The sequence below is a fragment of the Salipiger sp. CCB-MM3 genome (assembly GCF_001687105.1).
In the GTDB taxonomy this organism is placed as follows: Bacteria; Pseudomonadota; Alphaproteobacteria; order Rhodobacterales; family Rhodobacteraceae; genus Salipiger.
The window spans coordinates 1,330,506-1,342,655 of record NZ_CP014595.1 but is presented as its reverse complement, the minus strand read 5'-3'; the positions used below and the strand labels follow the sequence as shown (position 1 = coordinate 1,342,655).

Here is a 12,150-nt window from a genome sequence, read left to right as displayed (position 1 = left end):
AACTTGTCCGTCTTCTTGGCGCGGGGCGACCAGCCCCGGGCCGCGCCCGACCCTCCCCACGGGAGGGCGCATCTTGCGATGCCGTTTGCCGCTCGCAGAGCGTTCGGGCTTACGGGATAAAGCGCCTGCCACAGTCGTTGCAAAGCGCCCTCCCAGGGTCGGGCGCGGCCCTCCGCATGCAACTCGGGGGGGCGTTCTGATGGCCAAACCCGTCGACCTGCGCCGCTTCACCGGCTTTCGCGCGATCACATGGCTCTGCCTTTTCGTGCTCTATGCGCCGCTGGTGATCGTCGCGATCTACAGTTTCAACGACAGCACTTCGATCACCCGCTGGGGCGGCTTCTCGCTGAAGTGGTACGTGGATGTCTTCACCGGCCCCGAGGCGCCGAAGTTCCGCGACGCGGCGATCAACAGCTTTACCATCGCCATCGGGGCGGCGATCTGCGCGACGCTGATTGCCACCGCCGCCGCCGTCGCGATGAACCGGGCCGGGCGCTTCAAGGGCAAGACCGCCAGCCTCGCGCTAATCAACCTGCCGCTCATGGTGCCCGAGATCGTCACCGCCGTGGCCTCGCTGGTGTTCTTCATCACCATCGGCTTTCAGACCGGGCTGCTGACCATCTTCCTCGCCCATGTCGTGTTTTGCATCCCCTTTGCCTATCTGCCGATCTCGGCGCGGATGCAGAGCGTGCCGGACATGTACGAGCAGGCAGCGATGGACCTTTACGCCACCCCCTGGAAGGCGTTCCGGCTGGTGCTGCTGCCGCTGATGGTGCCGGGGATCCTCTCGGGGTTCCTCTTGGCGTTCATTATCTCGCTCGACGACTTCCTGATCACGAATTTCGTCAAAGGCGCAGGGGTCGAGACTCTGCCCACGGCGATCTTTGGATCGGTCAAACAGGGCATCAAGCCCAACATCATGGCCATATCGACCCTGCTTCTGGGGGTCTCGGTGGTCTTCGTCACGCTTTCCTGGATCATCGGGCGGGCGGGGCAATCGAAACGATAAAAATCAAGAAAACATCCAACAGACCAACAGCGGAGATCCTGACATGAAGACCTTCCTCACCACATCCGTGCTGGCGCTGTCGCTGGCAACCGGCGCAAGCGCCGAAGGCAAGCTCTCGCTCTACCACTGGTTCGAGTACATCCCGCAGGAATTGCTCGACAAATTCGCCGAGGAGTATGACGTCGAAGTGACCATGGACACTTTCGACAGCAACGAGGCGCTGCTGGCGGCGCTGAAGGCGGGCAAGATGGGCAGCTACGATCTGGCCGTGCCCGGCGACTATATGGTCAAGATCATGGGCGACGAGGGCATGCTCGACACCTTCGAGCCGGGCGAGCTTAGCAACTTCGGCAACATCGAAGACAAGTGGCTGGACGTCGACTTCGACCCGGGCCGCAAGTCTTCGATCCCCTATCAGTGGGGCTCGACCTCCTTCTCGGTGAACAAAGAGGTCTATGACGGCCCGCTCGACAGCCTGTCGCTGATCTTCGAGCCACCGGCGGAACTGAAGGGCAAGATCAACGTGCTCGACACCTCGGGCGAGACGCTGACGCTGGCCTCGCTCTATCTGGGCATCCCGCAGTGCAGCTCGGACCGCGAGCAGCTGAAGGCGCTCAACGCGCTGGTGCAGGCCGCCAAGCCCGATTGGGCGAGCTTCGGCTCTGACGTCGCCAAGGACGTGCTGGTCTCGGGCGATGCGGCGGCTGGCATGATCTGGTCGGGCTTCTCGGCCAAGGCCCGCGCCGAGGGCGCACCCATCGAGTATGTCTTCCCGAAAGAGGGCATGATCGTCTGGATGGACAACGTCGTGCTGCTGAAGGACGCGCCGAACCGCGAGAACGCGCTGAAGTTCATGGACTTCCTGCTCGAGCCCGAAAATGCCGCGGCGGTCACCAATTACGCGCAATACACCGCGGGCGTGAAGGGCGTCGAAGAGTTCCTCGACCCCGAGGTCGCCAATTCGCCCGAGTCGAACCCGCCTGCGGACGTGAAGGGTGTCTTCGTGGAGGCCTGCGCGCAGGACGTGCAGGAGATGTACGACGCGATCTGGACCAACCTGAAGAAGTGACGATGAAGCTCGCCCTTTATCAGGGGCCGCCCATTGGCGGCGACATCGAGGCGGGGATCTCCCGCCTCGGTGCCCAGCTGGAGGCAGCTGCGGCGGCGGGGGCGCGGATGCTCGTCGCGCCCGAGCTGTTCCTGCCCGGTTACAACCAGCCCGAGTTGCATGGCGCGTTGTCCCAGCCCCGCGGCGGCGACTGGAGCGTGCGCCTGTCGGGCCTTGCGCGCGCGGCGGGCTGCGGGCTCTGCGTCGGTTGGGCCGAACGTGACGGCGATCTGGTCTACAACGCCGCCACCTGCTGGGACGCCGATGGCACCGAGCTGGGCCACTACCGCAAGATCCAGCTGTTCGGGCCGATGGAGAAGGCCAGCTTCGCGCCCGGCTCCGACTATTGCCTGTTCGAGCTGGAAGGCCTGCGCGCCGCCATGCTGATCTGCTACGACGTCGAGTTTGCCGCGCATGTGAAGGCGCTGGCGGAGCGCGGGGCCGAGCTGATCCTTGTGCCGACCGCGAACCCGGTTGGGTTCGAACATGTGTCCCGCGTCTTCGTGCCTGCGCGCGCGGCCGAAGTGGGTGTGACGATTGCCTACGTCAATTTCTGCGGCACCGATGCCGGGCTCTCCTTTGGCGGAGAGTCCCTGATCGCCGGACCGGACGCGCGGCCCCTCGCCAGCGCCGGAACCGCCGAAACGCTGCTCATCGCCGAGGTCGGGACGCCTATCGCGCCCGGTCTTCGCTCTACACAACTTCAGGACTTCAGGGAGGTCTAACCCATGTCGCTCGATCTCGACATTTCCACCGATGGCGTGCTCACCGCCGACACCAACCTCGTGCAGAGCTGGGCCGACCTGAACGCGCTCAAGCAGTCGGGCGCGCGCACGGTCATCGTCAGTGCCAAGGGCGCCATGGTGCGCGACAGCGAGGGCAACGAGCTGATCGACGGCATCGGCGGGCTGTGGTGCGTCAACGCCGGACACCGGCGGACCGAGATCATCGACGCGATCACCGAGCAGCTGAACACGCTCGACTTCTACTCGACCTTTTACAATTTCACCCATCCCACTGCTGCAGCGCTGGCGGTGAAGCTTGCGGAACTGGCGCCGGGCAACCTTAACAAGGTGCATTTCGGCAATTCCGGCTCGGTCGCCAATGAGACCGCGATCCGCATCCTGCACCATTACTACAACCGCCTTGGCCAGCCGCAGAAGAAGCGCATCCTGTGCCGCCATGGGGCCTACCATGGCTCGACCAACCTCACCGTCGCGATGACCACGCCCGGCTACTCCGAGGGCTGGGGCAAATCCGGGGAATGGGTGCACCACCTGCGCTGCCCGCACCAGTGGCGCGAGGCACCCGAGATGACCGAGGCGGAATTCCTCGAAGCCCTCAAGCAGGACCTGCTTGACACGATCACGCATTACGGCGCCGAGACCATCGCCTGCATGGTGGCAGAGCCGATCATGGGCGCGGGCGGCGTCATCGTCCCGCCCGAGGGCTATCACGCCGAGATGGCCGCGATCTGCCGTGCGCATGACATCAAATATGTGACCGACGAGGTGGTCACCGCCTTTGGCCGGCTCGGGCATTTCTTCGCCTCGAAGGAAGTCTTCGGCGTGCAGCCCGACATCATCAACACGGCCAAGGGGCTCACCTCGGGCTATCAGCCGCTCTCGGCGACGATCATGTCGGACGAGATCCACGAGGTGATCTCGGGGCCCGGCGGCATGTTCTTCCATGGCATGACCTATTCGGGTCATCCCGCCGCCGCCGCCGCGGGGCTCGCCAATATCGCGCTGATGGAACGGGATCAGATCCCGCAGCGTGTGCAGGTGACCGGCAAGCGGTTCGAGGGGCTGCTGCGCCAGCTCGAAGAGTTCGACATCGTCGGCGAAGTGCGCGGCAGCCACTTCATGATGGGCATCGAGTTCGTGAAGAACAAAGAGACCAAAGAGCCCTTCGCGCCCGAAGAGATGATCGGCCTGCGGATCGCCCGCGAAGCGCAGAAGCGCGGGCTCATCGCGCGGCCTCTGGGCAATATCCTGATCCTCTCGCCGACGCTGATCATGGATGAGGCGATGATCGACCGGGTTGCGGACATCCTGAAGGAGAGCATTGCTGCATTGCAGAGCAGCCTGTGACAAATTGGCCCTGAGCGGGACGTGCAGCGTCCCGCTCGGGCCTCACCTGTGGTAAGGGTGGGCCTGTACTATCCTGCTTGGAAGGAGCCCAGACATGGATAATTCGACCCCCCGCAAGACCACCACGCGTGCCAAGTCGACCACGTCGCGGGGCAGCACGACCCGCCGCCGCAGCCCGGTGAAGGCCGCCGCCGCGTCTGACGCCAAGACGACAACTTCCGTTGTAAAAGAGACACCTGAGGCGCCGAAGCCCACGACCGCAGCAGCGCCCGAGGCCCCCAAAGAGGCCCCCAAGGCCGAGACCGCGGCAGCGCCCGCTCCGGAGCCGACCCCGGCTGCGAGCCCTGCCAAACCGGCCGCCAAACCCGCGCCGAAGCCGCGCGCCGCGCCGCGCCGCACGGCCAAATCCGCCGAATCGCCCAAGCCCGCAACGCCGAAACCGGCACCGCGCGCTGCAGCTGCGAAACCCGCGGCCAGCAGACCCTCTGTGGTGAAGGCTTCTGCCCCGAAGCCCGCCCCCAAACCTGTTGCGAAACCTGCCGCCGCAAAACCCGCCGCCGCCACGGCCGCGCCCAGCGAGCGCGAGTTCCGTCTGAGCTGGAATTTCGAGCCCTATGCCGCCACGGCGATCGTCGACACGATGCTCGACATCGGTGCTGAAATGCAGAGCTTCACCGCCGAGCGCGTGCGCGAGGATGTCTCGACGCAGCATGCGATGCTGCACTGCAAGACCCCGGCGGAACTGATGCACATCCAGAGCGCCTTCTACCAGAAGGCCAGCGAGGATTATCGCGCGCATTGGGGACGTCTTGCGGAACTTGGCGGCAAGCTGCCCTTCTTCCCCGGCTGATTTCCGGGGACACAGCATCTGAGGCGGGGAGCAGCCCCCGCCTCTCTTGGGGCTCCCGGACGGCGCCCCTTTTCGTTTCGCGTCAGCCGAAGACGTAGCTGCCCGGCGCCGCGCCGAGCGAGGGCAGCGGACACGGTCCCGCCGTTCGTTTCCGCGCGCTGCCGCGCTTGGCGAGCCATTGCGTCCATTCCGGCCACCAAGATCCCTGCTTCACCGGCTGCGCTGCGACCCAATCTTCGCGGTCGGCGGCATGCAGCGAGATCTCTCCGATCCGGTAGTGGCGGTGCTTGTGGCCGGGTTCGGACACGATGCCCGCGTTATGCCCGCCGCTGGTGAGCGCGAAGGTGATCGGCCCGTCGAAGAAGCGCGTTACCTTCCAGACCGAGGGCCATGGCGCGATGTGATCCTTCTCGGTGCCGATGGCGAAGACCGGCAGATGCACGTCCTCCAGCGCCACCGGATCGCCGCCGATCTCGAACTGGCCGAGCGCAAGGCGGTTTTCGAGGAAGAGATGGCGCAGGTATTCCGAATGCATCTTCGCGGGCATCCGGGTGGTGTCGGCGTTCCACGCGATGAGGTCGATCATCGGGGCGCGCTCGCCCAACAGGTAATCGTGGATGGTCCGCGACCAGATCAGGTCCACCGAGCGCAGCATCTGGAAGGCTCCCGCCATCTGGTCGGATCGCAGATAGCCCTGCTGCGCCATCGTATCCTCGAGAAAGGCGACCTGACTGTCGTCGATGAAGAGGGTGATCTCGCCAGCCTCGGTGAAATCCACCTGCGCCGCCAGTAGCGTCAGGGAGGCGAGCCGCTCCTGCCGTCCTTCACGGGCCAAGGCCGCCGCCGCAATCGACAGCAGGGTCCCGCCAAGGCAATAGCCCGCAGCGTGCACCCGCTCGCCCGGCACCGCGCGGCCAATGGCGTCGAGCGCGTCGAAGATGCCAAGCCGCACATAGTCTTCCATCCCCATCTCCGCTTCCGCCGCGCCGGGGTTGAGCCAAGAGATCATGTAAACCTCAAAGCCCTGCCCGGTCAGGTAGCGCACCATGGAGTTTCGCTCGGAGAGATCGAGAATATAGTATTTCATGATCCACGCGGGCACGATCAGCAGCGGCTCGGCGTGGACCTTCTCGGTGACCGGCGTGTAGCGGATAAGTTCCATCAGCGGCGAGCGATGCACCACCTCGCCGGGTGTCGCCGCCAGCGTTTCGCCGACCTTGAAACCGCCGGTGTTGGGCTTTTCGCCCTGCGCCCAGACGGACAGATCCTCTAGGTAATTGTGCAGCCCGCGCATCAGGTTGGCGCCGCGCTCTTCCTGTGTGCGCCGCAGTACGACGGGGTTGGTCAGCGCGAAATTCGACGGCGCCACCGCGTCGAGCAATTGCCGGGCGGCGAAATTGGTCAGCTGCGCATGGCGCGGGTTCACGCCCTGCACGCCGGTGGTGGCGCAGTCCCACCACGCCTCGGTCAGCTGAAAGCAGCGGGCGGCGAGATCGAAGGGCCAGTGCTGCCATTCGGGATCGGCGAACCGCCGGTCGCGGCTGAGCGCAGCATGGGCGAAAGGCGCGGTCCCCAGCGCGCAGCCCACCGCGTTTTGCATCATCCGCGCCGCGCCCGAGATCGCTTCTTCCTGCAGCGCCGCCTGTTTGGCGGGGGATCCGGCCAGATGCGCCGCCCAGTCGAACCACGCCGTGGCAAGGCCCATGGGAGAGAGCCCGCCGGTGGCATTGGCCAGCGCCGCGTGAAACGCCCGGTCGATGCCGCCATGGCGGTCGGCTGCGGATGCATCGGCTTGGCACTGGGCCGGGTTCTGGGCTGGGCTCTGGGCGGGGCATTGGGAGGGGCGTTGCGCGGGGGAGGGAGGAACGATGTGCTGCATGGCGTCTCCAATGGCACGCGAGATCGGCATGCGCCTTGATCCGGCGCAAATTCAGAGAGGTGTCAGACCGAGCTTGCACGCCGCGCATGACGCGGAGATGTAAAAGGGGCTGTCGCGGAGGTGCGGCGCCGGGGCAAATTCCTTGGCAAGGAATTTGCAACTCTCTTCGAAGAGAGTTGGCTCGCCCAGCCCAGCCCAGCCCAGCCTCAGCGCAGCAGCCGGTCCAGCACCGGCGTCAGCTCCTTGGCGATCTGCGCATGCCCCAAGGGCCGCAACGCCTCTGCCGCGGCGGCGGCCTCGAAATCGGCGAAGATCATCCCCTCGGTCTCGCCCGCCAGCACCTCCTCCGGCAGCGTCAATTCCAACACCGCCGATGCCCTTGGCCGCAGCGCCTCGATCATGCCGCGCTCGATGAACAGCGGCGCGGGGGCAAGCCGATCCACATGCGTGTCGGGCGGCGGATGGCCCGCAGCCCAGAGCAGCAACACGCGCCCGCCGAGCAGCGTCAGCAGATGTTTCATCCGCGCCACCCAAGCGAGCCGCAACTCGGCGGTGACCTCGGCAAACCGCTCTTGCGAGATCTCGCGCAGCCGGCCCAGCATGTGCAGGGTGAAATGAAACTCGGTGAAATCCACCTCCGGGTAGAGCTGCTGCAGCCGGTCGGAGGCATGCAGGAAGCGATCGTTGCGCCGCGGGTGCACCCCGTAAAAGCGGTTCGACATGTTCTGCGCGCCCATCACCTGCAGCACGCTGATCTCGGCCTGATCGGCCAGCGCCATCACCGCCGGATCGCCGAGATAGAGATCGATGCCCGCGTTGACCGCACCAAGGTTGACGCAGGGGTGCGGCAGGCCGCCCTCGGCCAGCGCGGCTTCCACCTGCGCCGCGAAGGGCTCGCTCACAAAACGCCCGAAGGTTTCCGCACCGCCCAGAAACGCCACATAAGGCGCCTGCACCTCGCGCTTCGGCCCGCGAAACAGGGTCCGCGACCGGCCATAGCGGCAGGGGAAATACTCAAGCGCACCCTCAACGGATTCGGCATAGGACATGACGCCCCCCATTTCTGATTCCCATTCACCCGGGGCACAGCATCCGCCCCGCGCCCCAACAATTTGCTAATGAGAAAAACCGCGCAAAAATTGCCCGGCCCCCGCTTGCAGCCGGCGGGCGCGGGCGCATAAGGTTGCCGCGCATCAAAGCGGGGTAGGTCCCATGGAAATCAAGAGCATCGGTGTCATCGGCGCAGGACAGATGGGCAATGGCATCGCCCATGTCATGGCGCTGTCGGGCTATGAGGTGCGCCTGTCGGACGTCAGTCAGGAGGCGCTGGACAAGGCGCTGGCCCTGATCACCCGCAATCTCGACCGGCAAGTCAGCCGCGAGAAGATCAGCGCAGAGGCGCGCGACGCCGCTCTGGCCAAGATCAGCACCACGCTCGACACCGTCGAAGTGGCGCAAACCGATCTGGTGATCGAGGCCGCAACCGAGCAGGAAGCGGTGAAGAGCAAGATCTTCGAGGGTCTGCTGCCGCATCTTCTGCCGCATACGATCCTGACGTCGAACACCTCGTCGATCTCGATCACCCGGCTGGCCTCGCGCACCGACCGTCCCGAGAAATTCCTTGGCTTCCACTTCATGAACCCGGTGCCGGTGATGCAGCTCGTCGAGCTGATCCGCGGCATCGCCACCGACGAGCCGACCTATCAGGCCTGCCTGAAAGTGGTGGAAACGCTGGGCAAGACCGCGGCCTCCGCCGAGGATTTCCCGGCCTTTATCGTCAACCGCATCCTCGTGCCGATGATCAACGAGGCGGTCTACACGCTCTATGAAGGCGTCGGCAATGTGCGCTCGATCGACATGGCGATGAAGCTCGGGGCGAACCACCCGATGGGCCCGCTGGAGCTGGCGGATTTCATCGGGCTCGACACCTGCCTTGCGATCATGAATGTGCTGCACGACGGTTTGGCCGACACCAAATACCGCCCCTGTCCGCTGCTGACCAAATATGTCGAGGCCGGATGGCTGGGCCGCAAGACCAAACGCGGCTTCTACGACTACCGCGGCGACGAGCCGGTGCCCACACGCTGAGACAGCTGCGCTGAGGCCCGCCGCTTCTTCTCTTTGAAAATACGCCGGGGGTGAGCCCGGAACGGGCGAGGGGGCAGCGCCCCCCTCTCTTGCGGCCTGCGTAGCCGCGCCGCGCGAGGGACCTACCGCCCCTTCAGCGCCAGTGTCTTCTCGCGCAGCCAGGCGACGAATTCGCGCTGATTGCCGGTCCAGCCGCGCACCTCGTCGGGGCTGATCGGCGCGCCGACGACGGGGGCCTGCGGCCTGCCGCACGCGTGCATCACCTCGTGGATCAGCAAACCCTGCCGCAGCGTGGGCGAGAGCTTGTTGGCCATCTGATAGGCGCGGCTGTTCTGTCCGGGGAAATAGATCGGCACCACGGTGGCGCCCGAGCGCTGGATCATCTTGGCGGTGAACGGGTTCCAGACCGCCTCGATGGCGGGACCAAAAAGGGTCTCCGATGCCGCCACCACGCCCGAGGGGAAGAGCGCGATCACCCCGCCGCGCTTCAGGTGGTCCATGGCGGTGGCGCGCATCTCAAGGCTCTGTTCGCGCGCGGTTTCCTCATGCGGGAAGGGCACCGGGATCATGAACTGACCGATCTCCTCGACGCCGGTCAGCAGCGAGCGGGTGAGGATCTTATAGTCGGTCCGCACACGGCCGATCAGTTCGGCAAGGATCATCCCGTCGACCAGCCCATGCGGGTGGTTCGCCACAACGATCACCGGGCCGGAGGCGGGGATGCGCGCGATCTGCTCTGCCGGGGTCCGCAGTTCGATCCCCATCATCTTCAGCGCCTGCGGCCAGAAGGCCTGCCCGTCGGGCACACCGACGCGTTCAAACTTGCGCACGAGGCGGATGAGGGGAATTTTGCCGGTGAGCCATTCCAGCGCGCGGATGGTGTTGGCCTTCCACGGGTTGGTGAACGTGTTGGCGTAGCTCAGCTTGCGCTTGTCATAAGGCGCATGGGCCGGGGTGACGGATGTCCCCCGATTGGCCGTCGCCTCATGGCTGTCGAGCATGTGCCGCCCCTGTTCCTTCATGCACCCACCTGGGGGTCAGTTGTCCTCGCCGAACCGGTTCGCCACCAGCGCCTCGAGCGCGTCGGCGAGGGCTGCAGCGTCCGGACCGGAGGTCTCGACCTCAATAGAGCTTCCCTTGGAAGCTGCCAACATCAAAAGCCCCATGATGCTGTCGCCGCCGGTGCTCATGCCGTCCTTGGATACTTCGGCATGGGCGTCGAACCCCTCGACCACCTCGACCAGCTTGGCGGAGGCGCGGGCGTGCAGGCCCTTTTCGTTGACGATGTTCAGCACGCGGCGAACCGATGTATCACTCATAGTGGATCTCTTGATTGCTTGGCCGTTGCGCGGCCTCAGACGGCATCAGGTTTGACGTTCTGACTGTCAATGTATTTCCGCCCCGCCTCGAGCGCGCCGCGCACGGCGTCGGGCACCGGCAATTGGCGGGTCTTTGCGAGCTTGATCAGCATGGGCAGGTTCATCCCGTACAGGATGCGGCGGTTCTCGGGCTGGCAGGCCAGCAGGCTCAGGTTGGAGGGCGAGCCGCCGAAAAGGTCGGTCACCAGAACCACGCCGCCACCGGTGTCGACACTGTCCGCAGCGGCGCAGATCTCGGCCTGTTTCTTGCCGCGATCGTGATCGGCCTCGATCGAGATCGCCATGATTCCGGGCTGTACCCCGACCACATGTTCTACGGCGGAGAGATATTCCTTCGCCAGTCCACCATGCGCCACGATCACGATGCCGATCACGCTTGCGACCTTTCGTCCGTTCCAGTTGCCACGCCCTTGGCGGTCTGGCCGCGGCGCTCGAGTTCCCGGTGCCTAGTTGACACCTGCCAGCCCCGGTCCGCAAGGGCGCGCGCGACGGTTTCCGTCACCATGACCGACCTATGTTGCCCACCGGTACAGCCAAATCCGAACGACAGATGCGCCTTGCCCTCTTCAGTGCAGGCCGGAAGCATGAAGAGTGCCAGATCGACGATCTTTTCGAGGAACGGCGCAAAGCGCGGATCGGCCTGCACATGGGCGCGCACTTCGGCGTCGAGCCCGGTCTTGGCACGCAGTTCGGGCACCCAGTGCGGATTGTCGAGGAAGCGGCAGTCGAACACCGTGTCGAGCCCCTGCGGCAGGCCACGCTTGTAGGAAAAGCTCTGCACCGAGACGGCAAGCTGCTGCGCCTCGTCCTGCGCGAACCATCCGGCAAGCTGCGCGCGCAGATCGTGCGGGCTGAGCTCGGAGGTGTCGATCAGGATCTCGGCGGCGCTCCGCGCGGGCTCGAGCAGGGAAAGTTCGCGTGCAATGCCATCGGTATAGGCGCTGTCGGGCGACAGCGGATGGCGGCGGCGGGTCTCGGAATAGCGCCGCGCCAGCACCTCGGGCGCGGCATCGAGATAGAGCAGCTGCGCCTGCACCAGCGGCTGCCCGTCGAGCGCGCGGCGCAGGCCGAGCAGCCCCTCGACGGTGAAATCGCGGTTACGGATGTCGACGCCAAGCGCCAGCGGACGGCTCAGCGCGGGCCCTTCGAGAAGCCGTGGGATCAGCCCGAGCGGGATGTTGTCGATCGCCTCAAAGCCGAAATCCTCCAGCGCGTTGATCGCGGTGGAGCGCCCGGCGCCAGACGGGCCGGTGACCAGCACCACATGCTGGGGCGCTTTGGGCGAGTCATCCATGACTGCGGACATCACGAGGGATCCCTTGCTGCACCCTTCAGATATTGAACGAGCGCTGCGGGAAAATAGGGATGCGCGGCATTGTGAAGCAAGGGGAGATTTCGCCCCTGCAGCATGATTTCGCGGCGTTGCGGCAGGCGCTCGGTCTCTGGGGTATCGAGATCGAGCAGTGCGGCCACCTCGGCGCGGGGCAGATGGTCGGCGGGCAGGATGCCAAGCCCGCGCGCCTCGATCAGCCCGGCCAGCCGGGCAGGGGGGGCGGCCCAGAGGACGCCATCCTCGAGTGTCAGCACCACGCGGTCATCGGCGACCAGCCGTGCGCCGCGGGCCATCATCTCGAGCGCGAGCCCGGATTTGCCTGCGCCTGAGCGGCCTTGGATCAGCAGCGCCCGTCCTGCGACCGCCACTGCGGTGGCGTGCAGGATGATCGGCTCTGGGGGCGTCATGGGA

The 12,150-nt window shown here is 65.6% G+C and carries 13 protein-coding genes; 6 read left to right on the top strand and 7 right to left on the bottom strand.

Features of this window, described 5'->3' with window-relative positions:
* Positions 1-199 precede the first annotated feature (199 nt).
* The 5 genes from AYJ57_RS06555 (at position 200) to AYJ57_RS26590 (ending at position 5,060) form a co-directional block, all read left to right on the top strand.
* The gene (locus tag AYJ57_RS06555; RefSeq protein ID WP_157373995.1) at positions 200-1,009 is read left to right on the top strand and encodes an ABC transporter permease; all 810 of its coding nucleotides are present in this window, start codon (positions 200-202) and stop codon (positions 1,007-1,009) included.
* A gap of 43 nt (positions 1,010-1,052) precedes the next feature.
* On the top strand, positions 1,053-2,078 hold the full coding sequence (locus tag AYJ57_RS06550) for an extracellular solute-binding protein (protein WP_066102863.1): 1,026 nt from the start codon (positions 1,053-1,055) through the stop codon (positions 2,076-2,078).
* Positions 2,079-2,080: 2 nt separating this feature from the next.
* On the top strand, positions 2,081-2,842 hold the full coding sequence (locus AYJ57_RS06545) for a carbon-nitrogen hydrolase family protein (protein WP_066102860.1): 762 nt from the start codon (positions 2,081-2,083) through the stop codon (positions 2,840-2,842).
* A gap of 3 nt (positions 2,843-2,845) precedes the next feature.
* Positions 2,846-4,210 carry an aminotransferase class III-fold pyridoxal phosphate-dependent enzyme gene (locus AYJ57_RS06540; protein WP_066102857.1) on the top strand — a complete coding sequence of 455 codons (1,365 nt, stop codon included), beginning with the start codon at positions 2,846-2,848 and terminating at the stop codon, positions 4,208-4,210.
* A 94-nt stretch (positions 4,211-4,304) separates the two neighbouring features.
* Positions 4,305-5,060 (top strand): phasin family protein, encoded by a 756-nt coding sequence (locus AYJ57_RS26590; RefSeq protein ID WP_083191170.1) that lies wholly within the window; start codon positions 4,305-4,307, stop codon positions 5,058-5,060.
* A gap of 82 nt (positions 5,061-5,142) precedes the next feature.
* Here AYJ57_RS26590 and AYJ57_RS06530 read toward each other — a convergent pair whose 3' ends face one another.
* Positions 5,143-6,939 (bottom strand): PHA/PHB synthase family protein, encoded by a 1,797-nt coding sequence (locus AYJ57_RS06530; protein ID WP_157373992.1) that lies wholly within the window; start codon positions 6,937-6,939, stop codon positions 5,143-5,145.
* Positions 6,940-7,145: 206 nt separating this feature from the next.
* A complete protein-coding gene (locus AYJ57_RS06525; RefSeq protein ID WP_066106775.1) occupies positions 7,146-7,988 on the bottom strand; it encodes a DUF6473 family protein in 843 nt (280 codons plus the stop codon).
* A gap of 163 nt (positions 7,989-8,151) precedes the next feature.
* Between AYJ57_RS06525 and AYJ57_RS06520 the strand changes: the two genes are divergently transcribed.
* The gene (locus AYJ57_RS06520; protein WP_066102854.1) at positions 8,152-9,027 is read left to right on the top strand and encodes a 3-hydroxybutyryl-CoA dehydrogenase; all 876 of its coding nucleotides are present in this window, start codon (positions 8,152-8,154) and stop codon (positions 9,025-9,027) included.
* Positions 9,028-9,149: 122 nt separating this feature from the next.
* On the opposite strand, the gene AYJ57_RS06515 is transcribed toward AYJ57_RS06520, so the two are convergent.
* The 5 genes from AYJ57_RS06515 to AYJ57_RS06495 are packed head-to-tail and all read right to left on the bottom strand — an operon-like array spanning position 9,150 to position 12,146.
* Positions 9,150-10,028 (bottom strand): lysophospholipid acyltransferase family protein, encoded by an 879-nt coding sequence (locus tag AYJ57_RS06515; RefSeq protein WP_066102851.1) that lies wholly within the window; start codon positions 10,026-10,028, stop codon positions 9,150-9,152.
* A gap of 36 nt (positions 10,029-10,064) precedes the next feature.
* Positions 10,065-10,346, bottom strand: coding sequence for an HPr family phosphocarrier protein (locus tag AYJ57_RS06510; protein WP_066102848.1), 282 nt, complete (start codon positions 10,344-10,346; stop codon positions 10,065-10,067).
* A gap of 35 nt (positions 10,347-10,381) precedes the next feature.
* A complete protein-coding gene (locus AYJ57_RS06505; RefSeq protein WP_066102845.1) occupies positions 10,382-10,780 on the bottom strand; it encodes a PTS sugar transporter subunit IIA in 399 nt (132 codons plus the stop codon).
* Positions 10,777-11,712 carry an RNase adapter RapZ gene (gene rapZ, locus AYJ57_RS06500; RefSeq protein ID WP_237220204.1) on the bottom strand — a complete coding sequence of 312 codons (936 nt, stop codon included), beginning with the start codon at positions 11,710-11,712 and terminating at the stop codon, positions 10,777-10,779. Before rapZ ends, AYJ57_RS06505 begins: the two co-directional genes overlap by 4 nt.
* Entirely contained in the window at positions 11,712-12,146 is a 435-nt protein-coding gene (locus AYJ57_RS06495; protein WP_066102842.1) for an HPr kinase/phosphorylase, read from the bottom strand. The genes rapZ and AYJ57_RS06495 overlap by 1 nt, the downstream gene beginning before the upstream one ends.
* Positions 12,147-12,150 lie beyond the last annotated feature (4 nt).